18 protein-coding genes and 1 tRNA gene are annotated in these 25,421 nt (G+C 59.4%); 11 read left to right on the plus strand and 8 right to left on the minus strand.

The window, feature by feature from the left end; genetic code table 11:
- Positions 1–87 precede the first annotated feature (87 nt).
- Positions 88–666 carry a hypothetical protein gene (locus AUC43_RS15950; RefSeq protein ID WP_068195865.1) on the plus strand — a complete coding sequence of 193 codons (579 nt, stop codon included), beginning with the start codon at positions 88–90 and terminating at the stop codon, positions 664–666.
- A 27-nt stretch (positions 667–693) separates the two neighbouring features.
- Here AUC43_RS15950 and AUC43_RS15955 read toward each other — a convergent pair whose 3' ends face one another.
- Positions 694–3,114, minus strand: a complete 2,421-nt coding sequence (locus tag AUC43_RS15955) for an alpha-ketoacid dehydrogenase subunit alpha/beta (protein ID WP_068195867.1) — start codon at positions 3,112–3,114, stop codon at positions 694–696.
- Between the two features lie 247 nt (positions 3,115–3,361).
- On the opposite strand from AUC43_RS15955, the gene AUC43_RS15960 reads away from it, so the two are divergent.
- The 4 genes from AUC43_RS15960 to AUC43_RS15975 all read left to right on the plus strand — a co-directional run bounded on the left by AUC43_RS15960 (position 3,362) and on the right by AUC43_RS15975 (position 8,296).
- A complete protein-coding gene (locus tag AUC43_RS15960; protein WP_068195870.1) occupies positions 3,362–4,132 on the plus strand; it encodes a DUF1573 domain-containing protein in 771 nt (256 codons plus the stop codon).
- A 109-nt stretch (positions 4,133–4,241) separates the two neighbouring features.
- A complete protein-coding gene (locus AUC43_RS15965; protein WP_068195875.1) occupies positions 4,242–4,763 on the plus strand; it encodes a VOC family protein in 522 nt (173 codons plus the stop codon).
- Between the two features lie 124 nt (positions 4,764–4,887).
- Positions 4,888–6,015 carry an alanine dehydrogenase gene (ald, locus tag AUC43_RS15970; protein ID WP_068195878.1) on the plus strand — a complete coding sequence of 376 codons (1,128 nt, stop codon included), beginning with the start codon at positions 4,888–4,890 and terminating at the stop codon, positions 6,013–6,015.
- A 367-nt stretch (positions 6,016–6,382) separates the two neighbouring features.
- Positions 6,383–8,296, plus strand: a complete 1,914-nt coding sequence (locus AUC43_RS15975) for an LTA synthase family protein (RefSeq protein WP_157781126.1) — start codon at positions 6,383–6,385, stop codon at positions 8,294–8,296.
- Between the two features lie 160 nt (positions 8,297–8,456).
- On the opposite strand, the gene AUC43_RS15980 is transcribed toward AUC43_RS15975, so the two are convergent.
- Positions 8,457–9,281, minus strand: a complete 825-nt coding sequence (locus AUC43_RS15980) for a DUF5602 domain-containing protein (RefSeq protein WP_157781127.1) — start codon at positions 9,279–9,281, stop codon at positions 8,457–8,459.
- A 792-nt stretch (positions 9,282–10,073) separates the two neighbouring features.
- Between AUC43_RS15980 and AUC43_RS15985 the strand changes: the two genes are divergently transcribed.
- The 4 genes from AUC43_RS15985 (at position 10,074) to AUC43_RS16000 (ending at position 17,101) form a co-directional block, all read left to right on the plus strand.
- Positions 10,074–10,418 (plus strand): sensor histidine kinase, encoded by a 345-nt coding sequence (locus tag AUC43_RS15985; protein WP_068195888.1) that lies wholly within the window; start codon positions 10,074–10,076, stop codon positions 10,416–10,418.
- Between the two features lie 689 nt (positions 10,419–11,107).
- Positions 11,108–12,193 (plus strand): efflux RND transporter periplasmic adaptor subunit, encoded by a 1,086-nt coding sequence (locus AUC43_RS15990; protein ID WP_068195891.1) that lies wholly within the window; start codon positions 11,108–11,110, stop codon positions 12,191–12,193.
- A gap of 278 nt (positions 12,194–12,471) precedes the next feature.
- Positions 12,472–15,663: an efflux RND transporter permease subunit gene (locus AUC43_RS15995; RefSeq protein ID WP_068195894.1), complete on the plus strand. Its 3,192-nt coding sequence runs from the start codon at positions 12,472–12,474 to the stop codon at positions 15,661–15,663.
- Positions 15,656–17,101 (plus strand): TolC family protein, encoded by a 1,446-nt coding sequence (locus tag AUC43_RS16000; protein WP_068195896.1) that lies wholly within the window; start codon positions 15,656–15,658, stop codon positions 17,099–17,101. The genes AUC43_RS15995 and AUC43_RS16000 overlap by 8 nt, the downstream gene beginning before the upstream one ends.
- Before the next feature lie 269 nt (positions 17,102–17,370).
- Here AUC43_RS16000 and AUC43_RS16005 read toward each other — a convergent pair whose 3' ends face one another.
- Together AUC43_RS16005 and AUC43_RS16010 are read right to left on the minus strand one after the other, a co-directional pair.
- Positions 17,371–17,895 (minus strand): Riean_0653 family protein, encoded by a 525-nt coding sequence (locus AUC43_RS16005; RefSeq protein WP_068195899.1) that lies wholly within the window; start codon positions 17,893–17,895, stop codon positions 17,371–17,373.
- Between the two features lie 332 nt (positions 17,896–18,227).
- On the minus strand, positions 18,228–18,689 hold the full coding sequence (locus tag AUC43_RS16010) for a type I restriction enzyme HsdR N-terminal domain-containing protein (RefSeq protein WP_068195902.1): 462 nt from the start codon (positions 18,687–18,689) through the stop codon (positions 18,228–18,230).
- A gap of 119 nt (positions 18,690–18,808) precedes the next feature.
- On the opposite strand from AUC43_RS16010, the gene AUC43_RS16015 reads away from it, so the two are divergent.
- Positions 18,809–19,579, plus strand: coding sequence for an AMP nucleosidase (locus AUC43_RS16015; RefSeq protein WP_068195905.1), 771 nt, complete (start codon positions 18,809–18,811; stop codon positions 19,577–19,579).
- A 153-nt stretch (positions 19,580–19,732) separates the two neighbouring features.
- Positions 19,733–21,400, plus strand: coding sequence for an amidohydrolase (locus AUC43_RS16020; RefSeq protein WP_068195907.1), 1,668 nt, complete (start codon positions 19,733–19,735; stop codon positions 21,398–21,400).
- Between the two features lie 209 nt (positions 21,401–21,609).
- Here the strand turns inward: AUC43_RS16020 and AUC43_RS16025 are convergent, their stop codons facing one another.
- The 4 genes from AUC43_RS16025 to AUC43_RS16040 all read right to left on the minus strand — a co-directional run bounded on the left by AUC43_RS16025 (position 21,610) and on the right by AUC43_RS16040 (position 25,249).
- Positions 21,610–22,119, minus strand: a complete 510-nt coding sequence (locus tag AUC43_RS16025; RefSeq protein ID WP_068195909.1) for a DinB family protein — start codon at positions 22,117–22,119, stop codon at positions 21,610–21,612.
- A gap of 51 nt (positions 22,120–22,170) precedes the next feature.
- Positions 22,171–23,598, minus strand: a complete 1,428-nt coding sequence (locus tag AUC43_RS16030) for an MFS transporter (RefSeq protein ID WP_068195912.1) — start codon at positions 23,596–23,598, stop codon at positions 22,171–22,173.
- Between the two features lie 359 nt (positions 23,599–23,957).
- Positions 23,958–24,045, minus strand: a tRNA-Ser gene (locus tag AUC43_RS16035).
- A gap of 118 nt (positions 24,046–24,163) precedes the next feature.
- Positions 24,164–25,249 (minus strand): asparaginase, encoded by a 1,086-nt coding sequence (locus tag AUC43_RS16040; RefSeq protein WP_068195915.1) that lies wholly within the window; start codon positions 25,247–25,249, stop codon positions 24,164–24,166.
- Positions 25,250–25,421: the final 172 nt, after the last annotated feature.

Below are 25,421 nucleotides of genomic sequence, written 5' to 3' on the forward strand. Positions count from 1 at the left end.
AACCAACAAATCCAGCTATTCGTTGGAAACAATGTACTTTGGCGCCGTTTCGGCCGTTGTGCTGCTGTCTTTTCACTTCCTGTACTTATGAACCTGTTTCGTACCCTGAGCGGGGCTCTCCTGGTGGGCTTGACCGGTGCCGGCCTCAACAGCTGCATCAACGCCCCCAACTACCCCATTGTGCCGGAAATTGAATTTAAAGACCTCCAGGTGGGCAAGTACCGCCCGGGCAACGGGCAGCTAGCCTTTGACACGCTCAAGTTTGCGCTCAATTTCAAAGACGGCGACGGCGACCTGGGCCTGTCCGACGATGACATCAAAAACGCTCCATTTAATGCGAAGTCTGGCGGCCACAACAACCGCGGCTACAGCTTTAACTATTTCATTCAGCCTTTTTTGAAGGACGCCTCGGGCAAGTTTGTGCAGTTCGTCAACGCCCCCCCGTTTGGGTTTGTGGGCGAGTACGACGGCCGGTACCTGCGCCTTGACGGCCCCGATGCCAAGCCCGCTCCGCTGCGGGGCGTACTGCGCTACAAGCTCCCCCTCGCCCTCGACGGCACTGCGTTTAAACCCGGCCAAGTATTTCGTTTCGAAATCAGCATCATGGACCGCGCCCTGCACGAGAGCAACAAAATCACCACATCGGAAGTGAAGTTGGGCCAGTAATTCTGGCCCAACTTTTTTATTTCCTGCTTAATAAATCTCGGGGAACTGCTCGGGCTGGGCTTCGCTCATCAGCTCGTACACCGTATCGAATACGTCTTCGGCGTTGGGCTTGCTGAAATAGTCGCCGTCGGAGCTGTAGGCCGGGCGGTGCGGCTGCGCGGCCAGGCAGCGCGGCTGCGCGTCCAGGAAGCGGTAGGCGCCTTGCTCGTCCACCACTTGCTGCATCATAAAGGCCGTGCCCCCGCCGGGCACGTCCTCGTCGGCAAATAGCACGCGATTCGTACGCTGGATGCTGTCGACAATGGTGTGCTCCACATCGAAAGGCAGCAGGGTTTGCACGTCGATAACCTCGACGGAAATGCCCACCTCGGCCAGCTGCTTGGCAGCATCCATTACAATGCGGCACATGGAGCCGTAGGTAACCACCGTGATGTCGGTGCCGGCTAGCAGCACCTCGGGCCGGCCCAGCGGCAGGGTAAATTCGCCCACGTTGCTCGGAATCCGCTCCTTGAGGCGGTAGCCGTTCAGGCACTCAATCACCAGGGCGGGTTCGTCGCTGCGCAGCAGCGTATTGTAGAAGCCGGCGGCCTGCACCATGTTGCGCGGCACGCACACGTGCATGCCCCGGATGCTGCCCAGAATCATGCCCATGGGCGAGCCCGAGTGCCAGATGCCTTCGAGCCGGTGCCCGCGGGTGCGCACAATAAGCGGGGCCTTCTGGCCGCCCTTGGTGCGGTACTGCAGGCAGGCCAGGTCGTCGCTCAGAATCTGAATGGCGTAGAGCAGGTAGTCCAGGTACTGGATTTCGGTGATGGGCCGCAGGCCGCGCAAGGCCGCCCCTATCCCCTGCCCCACAATGGTGCACTCCCGAATGCCGGTATCGGTCACGCGCAGTTCGCCAAACTTCTCCTGCAGGCCCGCAAACGCCTGGTTCACGTCGCCAATCTTGCCCACGTCCTCGCCGATGGCGAAGATGCTGGGGTCGCGCTGGAAGTTGGCATCGAAGCAGGCCTGTAGCACTTCGCGGGCATCCACCACCGGGGCGTTGGCCGCGAAGACCGCGGGCACTTCTTCGATATTGCCGACGGCGTACTCACTCTGGCTGAACAGGTTGGAATTGTAACGGTCGGCGTTTTCGGCCAGCAGCTGCTCGAGGTGGCGCTGCACGCTGCGGCGGCCGAAGCTGCGCTTTTCGTGGCGCACGTGCCGCAGGATGCGGCGCATGGTCCGCACAATGTCGGCCCGAATGGGCGTGGGGTTCAGCTTGAGCTGCTCCACCATCTCGTGCAGCGTGTTCTCGGTGCCGGTGTCGGCCACCAGCTTATCGAGCAGCAGCACGGCTTCGTCGCGCTCGGCTTTGATGGGGTCGAAGAAGGCAGCCCAGGCAGCGGTGCGCGCAACTTTGATGGTGGCAGCGGCGGCTTTTTCAATTTCGTCGAGCTCGCCTTCGGTGGCGTGGCCTTCGGCCAGCAGCCACTCGCGCAGCTTGTGCAGGCAGTCGTGGGCTTCTTCCCATTGCAGGCGCTCCTTGCTCTTGTAGCGCTCGTGCGAGCCGCTGGTGCTGTGGCCCTGGGGCTGCGTGAGCTCCGTGACGTGGATGAGCACGGGCACGTGCTGCTCGCGGCACACCGCAGCGGCGCGCTGGTAGGTATCCACCAGGCCGGCGTAGTCCCAGCCGCGCACCACATAAATCTCAAAGCCCGGCTGGCCTTCGCCGTCGCGCTGCAGGCCGGCCATTATTTCCGAAATGCTCTGCTTGGTGGTCTGGTACTCGGCCGGCACCGAGATGCCGTAATGGTCGTCCCACACGCTCACGAGCATGGGCACCTGCAGCACGCCGGCCGCGTTCAGCGCCTCGAAAAACATGCCCTCCGAGGTGCTGGCGTTGCCGATGGTGCCAAAGGCCACCTCGTTGCCGTTATTAGAAAGATTGGTGAATTCGTGCAGCGCGGAGTTTTGGCGGAACAGCTTGGAGGCGTACGCCATGCCCAGCAGGCGCGGCATCTGCGACGCCGTGGGCGACACATCGGCCGAGGAATTCTTGGTCTTGGTGAGGTCGGTCAGGTTGCCGTCTTCGTCCAGCATGCGGGTGGCGAAGTGGCCGTTCATGGCGCGGCCGGCCGTGGCGGGCTCGGCTTCTACATCCGGGTTGGCGTAGAGCTGGGAAAAGTACTGCTCCCAGGTGAGCTGGCCAATGGCCACCATGAAGGTCTGGTCGCGGTAGTAGCCGGCGCGGAAGTCGCCGTTCTGGAAGGCGCGCGCCATGGCCAGCTGGGGCACCTCCTTGCCATCGCCGAAAATACCAAATTTGGCCTTGCCCATAAAAACCTCCTTGCGGCCGGCTAACGAAGCGTGGCGACTTTCCCAAGCCAGGCGGTAATCGGTCAGGAAATCGACCTTAGAAAGAGGTGCGGATAGCGCAGGCAACGCGGTTTCGGCAGTGGGCATAGCGTAGGGAACGGAGGGGGTGGGATAAAGTAGGAAGGACGAACAGGCCGGAGCCGCGGGGCAAAAATACGGAATTGCGGCTGGGTGGGTGGTGCTGCGGGATTCGGCGTATATTTGGGTTTAAGGGTTTGGCGGGCCGGGCACTGGCTGCTAGCCAGGCCGCACCATTCCTGGTTTTGATTGTTAAACGTAAGGCGGCAGCGCGAAGCTGCGTTAGTGCTCGGTTGGCAGCTCAATTTTTATCATTATGAAACAACTACTTACCGTCTGCCTACTGGCACTTGCCATCACCGCCCGGGCCCAGGCCGTGATGAAGTTCGAAACCGATACCCACGACTTTGGCAAGGTGGCCGAGGGCACGATGGCAACCTACGAATTCAAGTTCAAGAACACCGGCAATCAGCCGGTGGTTATTGCCAACGTGCAGGCCAGCTGCGGCTGCACCACCCCGGACTGGACCAAAACTCCGGTGCTGCCCGGCAAAACGGGCATCATCAAGGCCATGTACAGTAGTGCGGGCCGGCCCGGCGTGTTCAACAAAACCGTGACCGTGACCAGCAATGCCGTCGAGCCCAGCAAGGTGCTCAGCATCAAAGGCTCGGTGCTCACCAAAGACGAAATCAAGCCCACCCTCACGCCCGCCCAGCTGGCGCAGTCGCCGCACTTGGTGCTCGACAAAAGCACCCACGACTTTGGCAAGATGGAGGTCGGCCAGCAGCCCATTGCCCGCTTCACGGTGAAGAATACCGGTAAGTCGCCGCTGGTGCTGGGCGCGCTCACCTCCAGCTGCTACTGCGTGGGCTACAAAGCCACTCCCGCCCCCATTGCCCCCGGCCAGAGCGCCGTGGTGGAGCTGCTGTACAGCCAGCGCCAGCTCGGCCAAGTCAACGACGCCGTTACCATTACCTCCAACGACGTGAGCGGCGACGCCAAAGTGACGCTGAAAGCCACCATCGTGCGCGACCTTAGCGGCAACAGCATGGTGAAAGAGAGCGGCACCGCCGTCCCGTTTAAGTAAAGCTGCGGGTTCTGGTGCACCTGTTTTTTGGGAGGCCCTGCCGTTTTGGCGGGGCCTTCGTTTTTGGAATGATGTTGGTACACGATTCTTCAACTAACCACTCACCCTCATGAACGACACCGCAACCAGCGCCCCTCCCGCCACGGGTACCCCCTACGTGGTACCCGCCCAGACGCGCATCGGCCACATCCACCTGCAAGTAACCGACCTGGAAAAAGCCCTGGCGTTTTACCAGGGCATCCTGGGGTTTCAGGTCATGCAGCGCTTCGGCGACCAGGTGGCCTTTATCTCGGCCGGCGGCTACCACCACCACATTGGGCTAAATACCTGGCACAGCAAGGGCGGGCCGCCGGCGCGCAAGGAAGGCGCCGGGCTCTACCACACGGCCATACTGTACCCCACGCGGGCCGACCTGGCAGAAGCGGTGCGCCGCCTGGCGGCGGCCAACTACCCCATTACCGGCGCGGCCGACCACGGCGTGTCGGAAGCGGTGTACCTCGACGACCCCGATGGCAACGGCGTAGAGCTGTACTGGGACCGGCCGCACGAGCAGTGGCCCATGGCCCCCGATGGCGGCGTGCAGATGTATACCCACCGCCTGGACATGGCCGGGCTGCTAGCCGAGAAGTAGCGCCGGCCACAGTCCTTTTTCCGTATCGCTCGTAAGTACCAACGCCCGGCTTACTGTGGCGGTCGCTTATCTTTGCGCTCAGAATTCTCACCTCCTGATTCACTCCACTCCCACCACTCCACTCATGATAATCGGCGTTCCTAAGGAAATAAAAAACAATGAAAACCGCGTGGGCCTCACGCCTGCCGGCGTTGCCGAATTGCGCAAGCACGGCCACACGCTGCTCGTGCAAAGCACCGCCGGCGAAGGCAGCGGCTTCTCCGACGACGAGTACAAAACGGCCGGCGCCACGCTGCTCCCCACCATCGCCGATGTGTACGAGCAGGCGGAGATGATTATCAAAGTAAAAGAGCCGATTGCTGAGGAGTATCCCCTCATCAAGGAGAATCAGCTGCTGTTCACCTACTTCCACTTTGCCAGCGGCGAGGAGCTGACCCACGCCATGATTGAGCGCAAGGCCATCTGCCTTGCTTACGAGACAGTGGAGCTGTCCAATCGCGCCCTGCCCCTGCTCATTCCCATGAGCGAAGTGGCCGGCCGCATGGCCCCGCAGGAAGGCGCCAAGTACCTGGAGAAGCCCCTGAAAGGCCGCGGCATCTTGCTGGGCGGTGTACCCGGCGTGAAGCCCGCCAACGTGCTGGTGCTCGGTGGTGGCGTAGTAGGTACGCAAGCTGCCAAAGTAGCTGCCGGCCTCGGTGCCCAGGTTACCATCATGGACATCAGCCTGAACCGCCTGCGCGAGCTCGACGACTTCATGCCCAAGAACGTGGTGACGCAGTACTCGAACGAGTACAACATCCGCGAAGCCATCAAGACGTCGGACCTGATTGTGGGCGCGGTGCTCATTCCCGGCGCCAAGGCCCCCCACCTCATCACCCGCGACATGCTGAAGACCATGCGTCCCGGCACCGTGGTGGTCGACGTGGCCGTGGACCAGGGCGGCTGCATTGAAACCTGCCACCCCACCACCCACGAAAACCCGACCTTCATCATCGACGACGTGGTGCACTACTGCGTGGCCAACATGCCCGGCGCGGTGCCCTACACCAGCACCCTGGCCCTGACCAACGCCACCCTGCCCTACGCTGTGAAGCTGGCCAACCTGGGCTGGCAGGAAGCCTGCCGCCGCGACGAGGCCCTGCGCCTCGGCCTGAACGTGGTGCACGGCGAGGTGGTGTACAAAGGCGTAGCCGACGCCTGGGGCCTGCCCCTGGTAAGCGTCGACAGCGTACTGGAAACCGCAGCGGTTTAGCCTTAGCGCACCCCGTAAACGATAAAAAAAGCCTTCCCGGCGCAAGTCGGGAGGGCTTTTTGATTGGGAACAAAATCAAAACTCAGGTATTGTCTGCCGTTTTTAAGGTTTTTAACTATTTAAAACGTCCTTCCTGCTTTGTGCAACCAAAGCTGCTCTTTTGCGCCTTGTGTCATGCCGAGCGCAGCGAAGCGTCTTATTAGGTTAGCTCAATTCATTCAGCGGTGATAAGCTGCTTCCTGCGTCAGCCGGACAACCGAATTAATCACCGAAGCCCTACATGAAGATGCTGCAGCTGCGTGCTGCATGGTATTCTAAGCGCATACCGAGCATTTTTATAATAGCGCATCCCAAGACTTATTACTTGATGTTTCTATCGCCTGCCATCCGTTTGCTGTTGCGCCGCTTCGCTTTGCTGCTGGGGGTGTACACGCTGCTCCGGCTGGGATTTTATCTGTTCAACCTCGGCACCTTCCGGGGCATCGAGGCCAGCGCGGTACTGCTGGCGTTTGTGCACGGGCTGCGGTTCGACGTTTCGGCGCTGCTGTGGCTCAACCTGCCGCTGGTGCTGCTTTCGCTGCTGGTGCCGGTGTCGTCGCGGTACGGGCAGCAGTGGCTGCGCGGGCTGTTTGTGGGCCTGAATGCCATCGGGTTCCTGCTCAACGTCATCGACTGGCAGTATTTTAAGTTTATTGGCCGGCGGCTCAGCAACGAATGGCACACCATCGGGGGCGACATTCAGCGCCAGGCCGGCCAGATAGTGGGCCACTACTGGTACCTGCTGCTGCCGCTGGGCGCCCTCGTTTATCTGCTGTGGCGCCTGTGCCCCATGCCCAAGCCAGCAAGCGCAACGCCCCCGCAGCTTACGCGGCGGCAGTGGCTGCTGCGGGGCCTGGAAGGAGCGGTAATAGTTGGGCTGGTGGTGCTGGGCCTGCGCGGCGGCTGGCAGCTCAAGCCCCTGCGCACCGGCTCGGCCTTCGAGCAGCAGCCCGCCGTGCTGGGCCACCTGGCCCTCAACAGCACGTTCACCGTCCTCAAATCGGTGGATGAAGTGCCGATGGAGCGCATCAGCTTCTTCCCCACCGCCGCGGCCCTGCGCCCCGCCCTGGGCGCGGCCGCTTTGCCATTGCGGCCGGCCACGGCCCCCACGCCCGACAACGTAGTGGTGCTGCTGCTGGAAAGCTTCGGCTCCGAATACACCGGCGTGGAAAACGGCGGCCGAGGCGGCTACACTCCGTTTTTCGACTCCCTGGCCACCGCACCAAGCGCGCTGCTTATGCGCGAGAACTACGCCAACGGCCGCCGCTCCATCGAAGCACTGCCGGCGGTACTCTCGGGCCTGCCCTCCATCATGGACGAGCCGTTTATCACCTCCAGCTTCCAGACCGCCGAGCTGCACGGGCTGGGCGAAATATTGGGCCGGCACGGCTACGCCACGGCCATGTACCACGGCGCCGCCAACGGCACCATGGGCTTCGACATGTTTGCTGGCATTGCCGGAATGCAGCACTACTACGGCCTGAACGAATACCCCGGCGGCGTCGGCAGTCCCGACTACGACGGGCACTGGGGCATCTTCGACGAGCCGTACCTGCAGTATTTCAACCGCCAGCTGGCGGCCACCAAACAGCCGTTTTTTGCTACCCTGTTCACGCTCAGCGCGCACGACCCCTTCAAGTTGCCGGAGGCGTACAAGGACAGGTTTCCGGCCGGCACGCTGCCCATTCACCCCACCATTGCCTACACGGATTTGGCGTTGCGGCGCTTTTTCCGGGCGGCCCGCCAGCAGCCCTGGTTCGGGCACACGCTCTTCATCCTCACCGCCGACCATACTTCGCAATCCGACCAGGAGGGCTACGCAAACCCCTTGGGCAACTTCAAAACGCCCCTGCTGTTTTTCCGGCCCGGCCACCCGCTGCCGGCCGCCAACCCCCACCGAATCTCCCAGCAGGCCGACGTGCCGGCTTCGGTGCTCGACGTGCTGGGGCTGCGGCAGGACCAGCAATTGCTGCTGCCCTTTGGCTCCTCGGTGTTCGACGCGGCCAGTCCCGGCCGGGCCATTTTCCGAGACGGCGACTCCTACTTTCTCGTGCACTCGGATTTCGTAACGGAGCTCACCAACGCCAATGCCGTGCGGATCTACCCCTACCAGACCCACTTTATTCCCACCAAGCCCGTGACCAATCCCGACCCGGCGCTGGTGCAGCAATACGGCGATGAGCTGCGCGCCTGCGTGCAGTTTTACGTCAACGGACTGCTCGACAACCGGCTGTATAAATAATTGAGCTGAACGAGCCAGAGGCCAAAGGGCTTCACGGCGAACAGTCACGCACAAAAAGCCTGCTTTCTGATGAAAGCAGGCTTTTTAGTTCAGGGGTTAAGCGGAACAAAACAGTTCGGTTAAGCCCACTTGCTTGAGCCGACCGCTCTCCTTCAACCGCTTAGTTCGCTCGGTGATACGTCAGGTTATCCAGCGATATATGGTATTGCTTCGGTGAATCGTCGTAGCTGATGGTGTAGCTGGTGGGATAATAACCGGCTCGCTGAAATGCGGATGGCTGCCGGATGGGAGTCGTTTCCGTTTTCTGCTCGCTCAGGTAAGCAAGCGTAAACATGGGCTCCAGGAAAATCAGATTGCCCTTGTAGCTTCCATAAATGAAGGTCTTCGTAAAAACCCCGCCGGGCTGAAATTCAGCAGATAAGACATCCACTAAATGGGCGCCCATATTGGGCACCAAGCCGGGGGTTAGTATGTAAGCAGGAGCTACGTATTTTGGTGCGAGTGCCACATCCATGGCCGGGGGTGCCAGAAATGGGATGGTAGCCTGCACGGAAGAGGGTATCATATAGAAATGCAGGTCAAAATGGGGCACGTCATACACATGCTCCGGCTCGTGCCCCTGCGGGTTCCAGCCCAGCTCAATATGGTCGAAGGGAGGCACGGCCACTTGCTTAGGAAGTTGAAAAACATAATCCACCTGAGTTGTTCCCTGGTTCAGCACCGACTTGGCCGATAAGTCAACCCCGATAGACAGCGGGGTCCCGGTGGCATCTACCATCACCCACGCCCGGCCTACGCCCTGGCCCAGTGGCACTGCCGGCCCATAAAACGTTTTGGTTTTGTCGGCTTTAGCTGCTTCTTCAGTTGCGCTTTGCAACTTGGGCTCTGCTATTTCCTGCTGCGAGCAGGAAGGGGCAATAAATCCCAGCCCCACGAGCAGCGCCATCCGGGTTAGTGAAACGGTTAAATGAGTTAGCTTTCTCATAGTAATTAGGTTTTGGAGGTTATAGGTTCTGTTAAAAATTATTCGCACCCGGCCCTTAATGCCATTGGTGAGGCACCCTATCTTTTGATGCTTGACTACGCTCGGTGCTAGCCCAACGGGGCGCCACGCTGCGCCAAACGCCCACCGAAGTAGATTCGTGGGAAAGCATTAGGCATAGCCCTGGCTCCCATTGCCTTAATCAGGCAATGCCAGATGCAGAAATCCGTACTACCGCGTAGCCCAGCAACGCAGCCTAGACTACCCGATGTAGCTGGGCAGTGCTCGAGGTCACAAGCAGCAGCCTCCGTGCCTAGAATGGGAAGCCACTTTTTTATTTGAATAGTCTAAAGTAAATAGATTTTAACACAATTGCAATAGATTTTTATAGATAATTCACTTGGCATTTGGGGCGTACTCAGCAAAATTAGTACGAGGCTATCTACAACGAAGCCAACAAGCTGGTGTATGCCAGCCGGCCCAATTCTGAGCTGGTTATCACGCCCCGCTTTTTGGAGCGGGCACGCACGGCCGGGCGGGTGCACTTAAGCCAGGGGCTGGCGCAGGGCATAGCGCTGTACAACCAAGCGGCACCGAACGGTTCGTAGTGGTGGTAACGACCAAAGACAAGTTTGGCCAGGAGGCGCTAAAGCGCCTGCGCAACAACTTGCTTATTACCACTATATTGTGCTTGGCGATGGTTATCGCGTTGGCCAACCTGTTTGCGGGCCACGCCTTCAAGCCGGTGCAGCGCCGCTACCCCGCCACTGCCATCGAGCTGTACCTGCCGACGCCGTGGAGGACTGCCAGGCCCGGGCCCAAGCCGAGCTGCTCACCCTGGCCCTCATCAACCTGCTCGACGATGCCTGCAAGTACTCGCTTGCCGGCTCCCCCGTGCTGGTGAGCCTGGCGGCCAGCCCAGGCGGCGGCATTTATACCGTGCGCGACACCGGCCCCGGCATCGGCGCCGATGCGTTGCCACACATCTTCGAGCCGATGTATCGGGCCGAGGCCGAGCGCACCCGCTTTAGCGGCAACGGCGTGGGGCTGAGCCTGGTGCAGCGCGTGGCCGAGCTCCACGGCGGCGTTGCCGCCAAATCGGTAGTTGAGGAAGGCACGGAGTTTAAATTCTGGCTGTGAGGAATAAGCAAGCGAATCGCCCAGATTAGAAACTCTAATCTCATTCCAACCCCACGTTAATACGGCCCCGCACCTTTGTGCTTTCAAGCTAATAGAGAAGTGCAACAGTAAGATGACGCAGGCTCCAACGTTTCGGGTAGGCACGCCGACGCACCGCCTTTCAAAAAAGCTCGTCGGCCCGGCAGGTTTGCCAAGGCAGACCTAGCCAGCTGAAGGCGAGCACTATCCAAGGCAAAAGCTTTCACTGGAAGCTATAGATGCAGGAAAAAATCGAATGCATTTAAGCATTGCTTCATATCCGCTTCATGCCACGGCGCCTTGGTTTGTGCCGTCAACCCACGGCAATAGCGGCGCAGCATCGGCACTCCCACCCCTCGATTTGCTTTCCCGGCTTGGATTGACACCGGCGCTTTTGCCGGCAACTATTGGCTTGTTGCTACTTGAGCAAAGCCCACTTCTACGCATGTACGAATCCGAGTTAGTCAGTCCTGGAAAGTTGATGAATGGCGAAGCGCGGCACCGATGCCCATCAGTCAGTCACCAGCCCAATCAACAGCCCGCTAGCCTAACCAGCCAATTGGCCCAAGCCCCTCCATACATCACGGGTAAGCCATTCACCGGGCAAGCCCCTGCCCGGAATAAAATATCCTATGCCTAACCTATTGCCTGTTTTATTACCCAAGGTTCTTATGAAAAGAATGTTCATGCTGCTGAGCTGCGGTGTTTTGGTTTACACAACCGGCTGCTCGGAAGAAAAAAAGGAAGTTGAAGAGCAGATTAAGCTGGTAGCCACCAGCCCCTTGCAGAAAGACACGACCGTTACCAAAGAGTACGTCGCCCAGATTCACTCCATCCAGCGGATTGAGCTGCGGGCCTTGGAGAAAGGGTACCTGGAAAAGATTTTTGTCGACGAGGGGCAACACGTGAAGCAAGGGCAGCTCATGTTTCAGATTAAGCCCACGGTGTACCAGGCCGAGCTGAAGAAGTCGCAGGCCGAAGCCAACTACGTGGGGCTGGAATACGACAACACCAAAAAGCTGGCCGACAAGAACATTGTCTCCAAGAGCGAGCTGGCGCTGGCCCAGGCCAAATACGACAAGGCCAATGCCGACGTATCGCTGGCCCAGACGCACCTGCAGTTCACCACCGTGAAAGCCCCGTTTAGCGGCATCATGGACCATTTCCAGGGCCGACTGGGTAGCCTGGTGGATGAGGGCGACTTGCTGACGACGCTCTCCGACAACAGCAAAATGTGGGTGTACTACAATGTGCCGGAAGCCGAATACCTGGCTTATAAAGCCCACGCCAAAGCCAGCGACAGCGCCCAGAAAGTGAAGCTGCTGATGGCCAACAACGAGGTATTCAACCAGCCCGGCGTGGTGCAAACCATCGAAGCTGACTTCAACAACGAAACCGGCAACATCGCCTTCCGGGCCACCTTCCCCAACCCCGACGGGCTGTTGCGCAACGGCGAAACCGGCAGCGTGCTCATGACGGTGCCCATGAAGAATGCCCTGCTAATTCCGCAGAAAGCCACGTTCGAAATTCTGGAGAAGAAATACGTCTACGTGGTCGACAACAAAAACGTGGTGCACCAGCGGGAAATCGGCATCGCCTCGGAAATGCCCGACCTGTACGTCATCAAAAGCGGCCTGGCCGCCACCGAGAAGATACTGCTGGAAGGCCTGCGCAAGGTGAAGGACGGCGACAAGGTGAGCTTCGACTTTAAGGCCCCGCAGTCGGTCCTCTCGCACCTGAAAGTGTACAGCGAGTAAGGTCTTGTAATCCTGAAACAGGCCGTCATGCTGAGCGCCGCGGACCAGAGGTCGGCGTAGCCAAGCATCTCGCGGACGGCAGTACTCCAATCGTCTGTCATGCCGACGCAGGAAGCATCTTATCACGGCCCAACGACTTGTTCTGCGGCGATAAGATGCTTCGCAGGCTCAGCATGACAAAAGGCGTGAGCGAGATGTTTGGCTACGCCGACCTCTGGTTCGCGGCGCTCAGCATCAAGCCCTTTCGGCACCTTTTCCTATAAAAAACCAGCCAGAATATGTTTAGTAAATTCATTCGTAGGCCAGTATTCGCCATTGTTATTTCGATTGTCATCCTGCTCATGGGCGGGCTGGCCATCATGAAACTGCCTACGTCCCAGTTTCCGGAGATTTCGCCACCCATGGTCATGGTGGCGGCCGCGTACCCCGGCGCCAGTGCCAAGGTGCTCACCGAGTCGGTGCTGATTCCGCTGGAACAGGCCGTGAACGGCGTGCCGGGCATGAAGTACATGACCTCCGACGCTGTGAGCGCCGGCGAAGCCAACATCCAGATTGTCTTCAACCTCGGCACGGACCCCGACCAAGCTGTGGTGAACGTGAACACCCGCATTGCGCAGGTGCTCAACCGCTTGCCCGAGCTGGTGCAGCGCGAAGGCGTGGTAGTAAACCGCGTGGTGCCCAACATGCTGATGTATGTGAACTTGTACAGCAAGGACAAGAACACCGACATGAAGTACCTGTTCAACTTCGCCGGGGTGAACATGATACCCGAGCTGCAGCGCCTGAGCGGTATCGGCCGGGCCAGCATTCTGGGCAGCCGGCAGTACGCCATGCGCGTGTGGCTCAAGCCCGACCGGATGCGCGCCTACAACATCTCGGTTGATGACATCATGAAAGCCCTGGGCGAGCAGAGCGTTATCGGCTCGCCGGGCCGCATCGGCCGCTCCGACGGCCAGCAGGCGCAGTCGTTGGAGTACGTGTTGAGCTATACCGGCCGCTTCAACGACGTGGAGCAGTATAAAAACGTCATCCTCAAGGCCAATGCCAACGGCGAGAGCCTGCACCTGCGCGACGTGGCCAACGTGGAGCTGGGCTCGGAGTTCTACGACATCTACTCCAACCTCAACCAGTACCCGTCGGCGGCCATCGTGCTGAAGCAGACCTATGGCTCGAACGCCAGCGACGTAATTAAAGAAGTGAAAGCCAAGCTGGAGGAGCTGAAGAAAACCAGCTTCCCGCCCGGCATGGATTACAAAATCAGCTACGACGTGTCGAACTTCCTCGACGCTTCGATTGAGAACGTAATCCACACCCTGCGCGACGCCTTTATTCTGGTGGCGCTGGTGGTGTACCTGTTCCTGGGCGACTGGCGCTCGACGCTGATTCCCGCGCTGGCCGTGCCGGTGTCGCTCATCGGCTCGTTTATGGCCATGCAGGCGTTCGGCCTCACCATCAACATGATTACGCTGTTTGCATTGGTGCTCTCGATTGGTATTGTGGTCGACAACGCCATTGTGGTGATTGAAGCCGTGCACGCCAAAATGGAGGAAGAGCACCTCTCGCCCTACAACGCCGTGAAGAAGGTGGTGGGCGAAATCAGCGGGGCCATTATCGCCATCACCATCATGATGACGGCCGTGTTTGTGCCGGTGTCGTTCATGAGCGGCCCGGTGGGCATTTTCTACCGCCAGTTCTCCATCACCATGGCCACGGCCATCGTGATTTCCGGCCTCGTTGCCCTCACGCTGACGCCGGTGCTCTGCGCCATGATTCTGAAAAACAACCACGGCCAGCCCAAGAAGAAAACGCCCATGCAGCGCTTCTTCGACTGGTTCAACCGCGGGTTTGAAAAACTCACCAACAGCTACACCGGCCTGCTGGAGAAGATTGTGGCCAACCGGCTCATCACCTTCGCCATGCTGCTTTTGTTTGGCCTGGGCATCTGGGCCGTCACAGCCCGGCTGCCGGCCGGCTTTATTCCCAGCGAAGACCAGGGCCTGATTTACGCCATTGTGCAAACGCCGCCCGGCACCACGCTGGAGCAAACCAATGCCGTGTCTCAGCGCCTTTCGCAGCTGGCCAAAGACGTGCCCGGCATCGCCAACATTTCCACGCTGGCGGGCTACGAAGTATTGACCGAAGGCCGCGGCTCCAACGCGGGCACTTGTATGATTGACCTCAAGCCGTGGTCGGAGCGCAAGGAATCCATCGCCGACATCATCGGGGCGCTGGAGAAAAAGGCCAAGCAGATTCCGGGTGCGACCATCGAATTCTTCGAGCCACCGGCAGTACCGGGCTACGGCGCCGCGGGCGGATTCCAGCTCCAGCTGCTCGACAAAACCAACACGGGCGACTACAAGGCGCTGGAAAAGGTGAACGAGGAGTTCATGACCCAGCTCAAGAAGCGCAAGGAGCTGGCCGGCCTGTTCACCTTCTTCTCGGCCGACTACCCGCAGTACGAGCTCAAGATTGACAACGAGCTGGCCATGCAGAAAGGCGTGAGCATCGGCAACGCCATGAACACGCTTTCCATCATGGTGGGCTCGACGTACGAGCTGGGCTTCATCAAGTACCAGCGCTTTTTCAAGGTGTACGTGCAAGCTTCGCCGGAATACCGCAAGCTGCCCCAGGACATCCTGAACATGTGGGCGAAAAACGACAAAGGCGAAATGGTGCCGTTCTCGGCCTTCATGAAAATCGTGAAGTCCCAGGGCGCCAACGAAATCAACCGCTACAACATGTACACCACGGCCTCCATCCGGGGCGGTGCCGCCGCTGGCTACAGCAGCGGCGAGGCCATCAAAGCGGTGCAGGAAGCCGCCAAGACCCTGCCCCGCGGCTACGACATCGACTGGGGCGGCCTGTCGAAAGACGAAGTGTCGCGCGGCAACGAAGCCACCGTTATTTTCCTGGTCGTGCTGCTATTTGTGTACCTGGTGCTCGCGGCGCAGTACGAAAGCTTCCTGCTGCCGCTGGCCGTGGTATTCTCGTTGATAGCCGGGGTCTTCGGGTCGTTCCTGTTCATCAAAATGATGGGCCTGGCCAATGACATCTATGCGCAGGTGGGCCTCGTGATGCTGGTGGGCTTGCTGGGCAAGAACGCCGTACTGATTGTGGAATTCGCCGCCCAGAAACACGCCGAAGGGATGTCGGTCCGCGATGCGGCCATTGAAGGCGCCCGGGTGCGTTTCCGCCCGATTCTGATGACCTCCTTTGCCTTCATCGCCGGCCTGATTCCGCTGGTGGTGGCCACCGGCGCCGGTGCCATCGGCAACCGTACTATCGGTACCTCGGCGCTCGGCGGCATGCTGTTCGGCACCGTGTTCGGGGTTATCATCATCCCCGGCTTGTACTACTTCTTCGGCACCCTGGCCGGCGACCACAAATTGATTCGGGACGAAAACGAATCCCCGATTTTCGAAGGTGTTGAGCCTCGCGTACTAATTGAAGAAACAGAGCCTTATGCTTAAGAAACGCATTTATCAATGCCTAAGCGCCGCCGGCCTAGCCTTAGCCGTGGGCGCCTGCAAAACGCCGGAGCTGGTGGTGAAAAACGAAAGCCGCAACACGCCGGCCAGCTATTCCACGGCCACCGCCGCCAGCCCGGACAGCGCCAACATGGCCCGGGTGAAGTGGAAGCAGTTTTTCACCGACCCCAACCTGAAAAGCCTGATTGAAACAGCCCTGCAAAACAACCAGGAGCTGAACATCACGCTGCAGGAAATCGAAATTGCCCGCAACGAAGTCCGCGCTCGCAGTGGCGAGTACTTGCCTTTCGTGAGCATAGGGGGCCGGGCCGATGTGGAGAAGGTGGGCCGCTACACGCTGCAAGGCGCTACCGAGGAGCAGGTCGACATCAAGGAAAACCGCCGCACGCCCGACCCGCTCACCAACTTCCAGCTGGGCGCTTTTGCCACCTGGGAGGTCGATATCTGGCACAAGCTGCGCAACGCGAAGAAGGCCGCGGCCATGCGGTACCTGGCCTCGGTGGAGGGCAAGAACTTCATGATGACGAACCTGATTGCGGAGATTGCCAACTCGTATTATGAGCTGCTGGCGCTTGATAATCAGCTGGCCATTGTGAAGCAGAACATCGGCATTCAGAGCAACGCGCTGGAGCTGGTGAAGCTCCAGAAGGAATCGGCGCGCGCCACGGAGCTGGCCGTAAAACGCTTTGAGGCCCAGGTGCAGCACACCAAAAGCCTGCAATACAAGCTCCAGCAAAGCATCGTCGAGACCGAGAATAAGCTCAACTACCTGGCTGGCCGGTACCCGCAGCCGGTGGCGCGCAACGACGAGTCGTTCAACGATTTGGTGCCGAACGTAATCACGGCCGGCATGCCCACCCAATTGCTGACCAACCGCCCCGATATCCGGCAGGCCGAACAGCTGTTGGTAGCCGCTAAGCTGGACGTGCAGGTGGCCCGTACCAACTTTTATCCGTCGCTACGCCTCACCGGTGGCCTGGGGCTGGCCGCTTTCAACCCTGCTCTGCTCATCTCCACTCCCGAATCCGTGCTGTATTCGTTGGGTGGCGATTTGGTAGCGCCGTTGTTTAACCGCAACGGCATCAAGGCCTTCTATTACAACGCCAATGCCCAGCAAACCCAGGCGGTGTACAAGTACGAAAAGACCGTTCTGAATGCTTATGTCGAGGTTTCCAATCAGCTCGCCAGCATCGGCAACCTGGCAAAAAGCTACGATGCCAAAGCCAAGGAAGTAGCCGCGCTGAATCAATCGGTAGAAATTTCCAACAGCCTCTTCCGCTCTGCCCGGGCCGATTACACCGAAGTGCTGTTCACCCAGCGCGACGCCCTGGAATCAAAGTTTGACCTTATCGAAACCAAAATGCAGCAGCTCAATGCCACGGTCAATGTGTATCGGGCCTTGGGTGGCGGCTGGAATTAACAAAGTTGAGCAACGGCTTAAAAAGCTGTTCCAAAGCCTTTACAATTCAACTCCAGCAGAACGGTTGACTACGCTCTGGAGTGTATCATGCTAACAGCAGCCTGATACAGTAATAACTGCAGCTCTCACAAACAAAACGCCGACTGTGTTATTCACGGTCGGCGTTTTTGTTGTTCAGCCCAAGGGGATTATTGAAACAGTCGACTCAAATTTTAGCTCAATTTCTGGACCGCCTTCCTGGACCAGTAAGCACGCGACACAGCTGCCGCTTAGAGTTTCTTGTCGAAGCGTCCGCTGGTCACGCGAATAGAATCGCAGCCGGGCTTGTAGAGGGTAAAGGCGAACGTGCCCGAAATGATACCGGCTTGCACATCCAAGCGGGTGATGGTCAGGCTGCCTTTGCGGTAATAAGCGTCATTGCCGGGAAATTGGCAGGTTTTAGTTCTGTCGAGGAAAATTCCTTCGTGGTGATTGACAATAGCCAAGGAATAAGTGCCCGGGGCGGGGATGCTATCCGCATAGAAGCCGACGAGTTGATAGTCATTCGCGCCGGTGCCAATGTAGCGATACGTGCCCACGTTGAGGGTGCCATTTTTGTACGTTCTATCGTAGGACACGCTGTAGTTGGACGAGCCATTGTTTCCCTTCGGGGTCCAGGGCTGACCGTTGACGAGGCAGCCGAAGGTGTTCGCTCCGGTCTGGGAGGCCACAGGCAGTTGCTCCGCGGGATTTGGGTCTTTCTTGTGACAGCCCATTAACACCCACCAGGGCAGCAACAAGAGGGACTTTTTCATGGAGGGATGGGGAGTAAGGCAGCGCTTTAGCATATAAGTTTTCAAATCTATTGGAGCCTCAGTGTGCGCACCAGGCAATCGACTGGCTCTTCAGACTTTTCCAACCACACTTTAGCCACACAACAGTTTTTCCACAAGCTATTTATAATTAAATAAAAGAATATTCCAGGGTCATAACTTTTACAAGTAGTAAATCAGAATCATCGTTTCCTAAACAGCATCTCGTCAGAGCTTACTGTTGCTGCTAATCCGCTCTACTGTCCAGAACAAGTTCAAGAACCATCTCACGAAATCAAAGCACAGAAAACAGTAATTGAGCTAAAATCTGCAAACTACAGCCGCACCGCCACAGCAAACGGCGGGATTTCCTCTAGGCGCTCGTTGGTGCGCTTCTCAAAGTTCACGCGCCAGCAGTAGTGCACCAGGCCGTTTGTGAGCAGCAGCAGCGGGGCGCCAATGGTTTGGTTGTAGGTGGTGGCTTGGTGAGCCACGGCGGCCGTGATGGGCACGGCTGGCGCTTTGCACTCCACCAGCAGCAGGGGCTGGCCGGCGGCATCCAGCGCCAGCAGGTCGGTGCGCTTCTGGCGCTGGTTGTAGCGCAGGCCGCGCTCCAGGGCCAGCAGGCCACGCGGGTAGCCCAGGTGGCCGGTGAGGTAATGCACGACGTGCTGGCGCACCCATTCCTCGGGCGTGAGCACGACGTGCTTGCGCCGCAGTCCGTCCCAGATGAGTGGTTGGTTCGTGGCCGATTGCGTAAGTTTGGCGTCGAAAGGCGGCAGGTCCAGAGCTTGCATCACCTCCAAAGGTACGGGGCCAAATCGAGTGACTGAGTAGCTGAGCGACTGAGTGACTTCGGGTTTTGCGTCCTTTCTTCCACCCCTCACTCAGTCGCTCAACCACCCCGTCACTCCTTATGAAGACCAAAGAAGAAATTGTTAACAACTGGCTGCCGCGCTACACCGGCGTGCCGCTGAATGAGTTTGGGCAGTACATCCTGCTCACCAACTTCAGCAACTACGTGTACATGTTTGCCGAGCAGTTCGAATGTGAAGTGCGGGGCCTCGACAAGCCCATGCAAACGGCCACGGCCAACGGCATCACCATCATCAACTTCGGCATGGGCTCGCCCATGGCCGCCACGGTGATGGACCTGCTCTCGGCCATCAAGCCCAAGGCGGCGCTGTTTCTGGGCAAGTGTGGTGGGCTGAAAAAAACCAAGCTTGGCGACCTGGTGCTGCCCATCGCGGCCATTCGCGGCGACGGTACTTCCGACGACTACCTGCCCAAGGAAATTCCGGCGCTGCCCTCCTTCCGCCTGCAGCGCGCCGTGTCGTCGATGATTAAAAAGCACGAGCTTGATTACTTCACCGGCACCGTGTACACCACCAACCGCCGCGTGTGGGAACACGACACCGAGTTTAAGGACTACTTGCGCCGGGTGCGCGCCATGGCCGTCGACATGGAAACCGCCACCATTTTCGTGGTCGGCTTCATGAACGACATTCCCCACGGCGCCCTGCTGCTGGTGAGCGACAACCCCATGACCCCCGAAGGCGTGAAAACCTCGGAGTCGGACTCAAAAGTGACTACCGATTATGTGAAGCGCCACCTGCAAATCGGCATCGAGTCGCTGCAGGAGCTGCAGTTTTCGGGCGAGTCGGTGAAGCACATGCGCTTCGAGTAAGGCTTCGTCTGAAGCTGGCTCAACTCTGAACGTCATGCTGAGCGAAGCCGAAGCATCTTTACCGCGTAACTAATTCAGATTAGTATTGCACGCGAGATGCTTTGGCTTCGCTCAGCATGACGTTTTTTTTATTTCCAAAACACTCAGTTTCCCATGAGAAACTTTACCAATCTGTTGCGGCAGAAAGCGGGCATTTCCGTGCTTGCGCTGGGCGCCCTGGCTGGCTGCCAAGCCAAGCGCGAGCCCGTGGATTTGCTCGTTACCAACGCTACGGTTTACACCGTTGATTCGACCTTTTCCAAAGCCCAGGCTTTTGCGGTGAAAGACGGCAAGTTTGTGGCCGTGGGCAGCTCCGATGACCTAAAGGGCCGGTACGCCGCCACGAAGGAAGTTGATGCCAAGGGGCAATTTATCTACCCCGGCTTCTACGATGCGCACTGCCACTTCTACCGCTATTCGCTGGGCCTGAGCTCCGCCAATCTGGTGGGCACCACTTCCTGGGAAGACGTGCTGCAGAAGCTGCAAGCGCACCGCCAGAAGTTTCCGCAGGCGGCCTGGCTCTTAGGCCGCGGCTGGGATCAGAACGACTGGCCAAACAAGCAGTTCCCTACCAAAGACGCGCTGGACCGGCTGTTTCCCGATGTGCCGGTGGCTATCACCCGCGTCGATGGCCACGCTGCCCTCGTCAACCAAAAGGCCCTGGACCTGGCCGGCATTACGGCCGCTACGCCTATTAGCGGGGGCACCATCACGCGCGATGCCCAGGGCCGCCTCACCGGCCTGCTTGTCGACAACGCCACCCGCCTGGTCGGCAAAGACATCCCAGCCCCCTCCGCGGCCGAAGCCAACCAGCTGCTGCTGCAAGGCCAGCAAAACTGCCTGGCCGTGGGCCTCACCAGCCTCGCCGATGCCGGCCTCGACAAGGCCAACATCGACCAGATGGCCGCGTTGCAGCAGCAGGGCAAGCTCAAGCTGCGGCTCTACGCCATGATGGCCCCCACCCCATCCAACCGGGCTTATTACCTGAAAAACGGCCCAATTCTCACCGACCAACTCACGGTAAACTCCTTCAAGGTGTACGCCGATGGGGCGCTGGGCTCCCGCGGGGCCTGCCTGGTGGAACCCTATGCCGACCGGCCCAAGGAAACAGGGTTTTTGCTTTCCACCGTGAAGGAATACCGCGCCCTGGCCAAGGAGCTGGCCGCGTCGAAATTCCAGATGAACACCCACGCCATCGGCGACTCCGCCAACCGGGTTATCCTCAATATCTACGGCGAGGCGCTGAAGGGCCAGAAAGACCGCCGCTGGCGCATCGAGCACGCCCAGGTCATCACCCCGGCCGACATGCCCAAGTTCGGGCAGTTTGGCATCGTGCCCTCGGTGCAGCCCACCCACGCCACTTCCGACATGTATTGGGCCGGCGAGCGCCTGGGCACCGCCCGCCTCAAAACGGCCTACGCCTACCGGGAGCTGCTGAAGCAATACGGCCAGCTGGCCCTGGGCTCCGACTTTCCCGTGGAAGACATCAACCCGCTGTATGGCTTCCACTCGGCCGTGGCCCGGCAGGATGCCAAAAACTTCCCCAAAGGCGGCTTCCAGATGGAAAACGCCATCAGTCGCCCCGACGCCCTGCGCGGCATGACCACCTGGGCCGCCCACGCCGGCTTCGAAGAGAAGCGCAAGGGCCAAATCAAGCCCGGCATGCTGGCCGATTTCGTGGTGATGCGGACCGATTTGCTGACGGCCCCGAACGAGCAGCTGCGCGATGCCAAGGTGCTGCAAACCTGGATTGGCGGCCAGCAGGTATTTGAGCGTAAGTAGGCGCCGGTCATTGCCTGGAGGCTCGCCTGTCATTGCGAGCGCAGCGCGGCAATCTTTCCTCTCCCTGCGACCAGCCCCGAGAAGTGATAACGCCCTTTAGTTAAAAAGTCCCGACTCACATTTGAGCCGGGGCTTTTTACATTAAAAGGCTGGTCGCTGAGACCAGGACGGATTGCCACGCTGCGCTCGTAATGACATGAGCAAATGTTCTACTTCTCGTCGGCGCTGGGCCCGTAGAGGCCGGGAACGGGAATATCCAGCAGCCGCAAATACACCGTGAGCTGGCCGCGGTGATGTATGCTGTGGTTGAGTCCCATGATGCGCACTGCCGCGCCCTTGGGCATCTCCATGATGGTGTGCTCGCCGCGGTGCAGCTTGAAATTATGCGTCAGCTTTTCGTCGTCGCTCCCGTGCAAGGCCTGACGCAGGGTGGCGCTGTACTCGTCGAAGCGGGCGAGCAGCTCGTCGTGGCTGGTGGGCGTGGGACCGGGCTTTGGTGCGTTGGGGTCGAGGAAGTCGCGCGAATCGAGCTGTACAAACAGGGTATTGAAGGCCAGCAGGTTCACAACGTGGGTAGCTAGCTGCCACAGCGACATGCTCTTGGGGTGGGGCTTGTAGTCGGCCTGGTCGAAGGGCACCCGTTCGAGTGTTTTGCGGGTTTGGGCCAGTTCGTGGTCGAGCTCGGCGAGGATGTTTTGCTGGATGGAAGAGGTGTGCATGAGGTATTGGAAATTGGGCTAAGAGCTGCGAAGTAAGCACAAAACCAATGGCTAACGGGCCATGGGCACGCCCATTTCGGCGGCCGCCGAGGCGGGCGGCGGGCCGGGCAGCACAATGGGGCCCAGCGAGTCTTCGCGCAGCTTTTTGCCGCGGAGCTGCAACAGGAAAATCAGCCCCAGAATGAAGAATACTATCAGGGCCAGCAGGCTGTAGCGCATCGAGCCCATTATCTGGTTGATGATGCCGAACGTGGCCGTGCCGATGACGATGCTCAGCTTCTCGGTCACGTCGAAAAAGCTGAAAAAGGCAGCCGAGTTGGGCGTGTTTTCGGGAATAATCTTCGAATAAGTCGAGCGGCTCAGGCTCTGAATGGCTCCCATAGTAAGGCCGATGATGGCCGCCAGCGTGTAGAAGCTCCAACCGGCCTGCACGAAGTAGCCGGCAATGCAAATCAGCATCCAGATGAACACCGACCAGCTCAGGGCCCGCGTGTTGCCGATGCGCTCGGAGAGCTTGGCAAACAGGTAAGCGCCCGCGATGGCCACCACCTGCAATAGCAGAATGGTGAGAATCAGCGCGCCCGATTCGAGGTGCAGCTCGTCGGTACCAAAGAGGGTGGCCACGTACATCACCGTTTGCACGCCCATGTTGTAGGTGAAGTAAGCTAGCAGGAATTTCTTGACGTTGGGCAGCTGCTCCAGCTGTTTCCATACCTTGCCCAGCTCACGAAAACCGTTGAGCACCCAACCGCCTTCCGCAGCGGGCGCATCGGCGGGGCGGCCGCGGTCGGGCGGCAGCGTGAAGAAGGGAATCTGCGCGAAGCCAGCCCACCACAGGCCGGTGAGCAGAAACGACAGCTGCGCGGCGCGCTCCCCGGTGATGCCCACTTTATCGTGAAACTGGTTTATCACCAGGCAGATAATCAGCAGAATGACCGACCCGATGTAGCCCATCGAAAAGCCTTTGGCCGAGAGGGAGTCGAACTTCGCTTCGGTGCTGATTTCGGGCAGGTAGGAGTTGTAGAACACGATGCTGCCCGAGAAGCCCACCGTGGCCGCCACAAACACGAACGTGGAGAGCGTGAGCGTGGCCGGCGAAAAGAAGAACAGCCCCGCGCACGAAGCGGCCCCGATGTAGCAGAAGATTTGCAGGAACAGCTTCTTGCGGCCCGAAAAGTCGGCCAGCGACGTGAGAAACGGGCTGACGAGGGCAATCAGCAGAAAGGAAGCCGAGATGGCGTAGTTCAGCAGCGACGAGCCGGGCACCTTCATCCCCAGAAAGTCGACCGGGGTCTGGCCGCTATCGGTGTGCGTTATCTGCTTGATGACGCTGGACCAGTAAATCGGGAAAATTGAGCTGGTAATCACCAGCGGATACACCGAGTTGGCCCAGTCGTAGAACGTCCAGCCGGTGGTGATGCGCTTGTTGTCTTTTTCGATGGCACCGGAAGCGGTTGCCAAGGTTGGGGAAGAGGCCATAAGGAAGGGCGCAGGTTGGAGCTTATATGCGGGCAAGGTAATGGGTTTTGGGCGCTTGCACCTTGGCCCGAGCTCCGCGGTAACCTCCACATTGGGCGACTTGCGAGTGAACGGAGTCGTGGCCCTTCTCTGGCGGGTTTCGTCGTCGGTTAGGCAGCACTGGGCCGCGCTCGTCCCGTGCCCTCCCATAGCAATGAGATTCTCAAGCTATATACCCAGTGGTAAGCGCCTGGAGAGCTGACGTTGGCACGGGTACAAGCTAAGAATTCGGAAACTGTGATTCAAGTAGCTCAACTTAAGGGAGCTGCCTAATTAGCACAATAAAAAAGCCCGTCTCCACAATGGAAACGGGCTTTTTGTTGAGGGGATGGGATTCGAACCCACGATGACCTTTTGAGCCATACACACTTTCCAGGCGTGCTCCTTCGACCACTCGGACACCCCTCAAGGATGGTGGTTGATGGGGCAAAGATAGAGCGCAGTTGGCAGTTGTTGGTTGTTAGTTGCCAGTTTTGTGCGCTTCACCCGGCCCGACAACTGACAACCAACAAGTGACAGCTAAAAATCAGGGCGTGATTTCGCCGCGCAGGTCCTGGCCCAGCAGCTGCCGGGTACGCTCCTCCCCCAGCCCCAGCCCCAGCACAAACATGAGCTTCGTCACGGCGGCTTCGGTCGTGATATCGTCGCCGCCCACGATGCCCAGCTCGGTGAAGTGCGCGCTGGTTTCGTACTTGCCCTGCACCACGCGGCCCTCTTCGCACTGGCTCACGTTGAGCAGCCACACGCCGCGGGCGCGGGCATCGGCCAGGCATTTCAAAAACCACGGCGCCGTGGGCGCGTTGCCCGAGCCGTAGGTTTCGAGCACGCAGCCCCGCAGGCCCGGGATGCCCAGAATAGCACTTACCACGGCTTCGGTGATGCCCGGAAACAAGCGCAGGACGGCGACGCCGGTTTCCAGGTTGGTGTGCACTTTCAGGTGAGCGCCAGGCAGCAGGCGAATGCTTTTGTCGTCGAACTCCAGGCTGATGCCGGCCCGGGCCAGCGGCGGGTAGTTTTCGCTTTTGAACGCGGCAAACTGCTGGCTCTCCACTTTTTTGGCGCGGGTGCCGCGAATGAGCACGTCGTTGAAAAACACACACACCTCCGGCACGCGCACGGTGTGGGCGCGGGGGTGGCGGGCCGCCGCAATTTCCAGCGCCGTCACGAGGTTGCGCTGGGCATCCGAGCGGTTGGCCCCCACCGGCACCTGCGCTCCGGTGAATACCACCGGCTTGCCCAGGTGCTCGAGCACATAGCTTAGGGCCGCGGCCGAATACGCCATGGTATCGGTGCCGTGCAGCACCACAAAGCCATCGAAATCGGCGTAGTGCCGGCCGATGAGTTGAGCCAGAAACAGCCAGTCGCCGGGCGTTACGTTGCTGCTGTCGATGGGCGCGGGCAGGCTGAGCAATTCTAGCTGAAAAGGCAGGCGAGCCAGCTCGGGCATCTTGTGGTCGAGGCGCCCGAACTGCATGGGCACCAGCTCGCCGCTTCGATTCACAGCCATGCCCACCGTGCCGCCGGTGTAAATAATGAGCAGTCGGGGCGCCGCGGTGTTAGCCGGGTCGGGGCGTGTGGGCAGGGGCAGCAGCGGCAAATCGAGGTCGGGCATGGGAGGAAGAACGAGAGAACGAAAACTCCCTTCCTTACCAAGGAGGGGATGCTCAACTGCTAAGTTGAGCTGGGGTGGTTGTGGGCGTTGAACGATGCCAGAACGAGTTGAGCTGGAATCGTTCGGGTATCGTGCAACGACTCCAACCACCCCCGTCCGAACCTGCGGTTCG

The organism is Hymenobacter sedentarius, from assembly GCF_001507645.1.
Taxonomy (GTDB): Bacteria; Bacteroidota; Bacteroidia; order Cytophagales; family Hymenobacteraceae; genus Hymenobacter; species Hymenobacter sedentarius.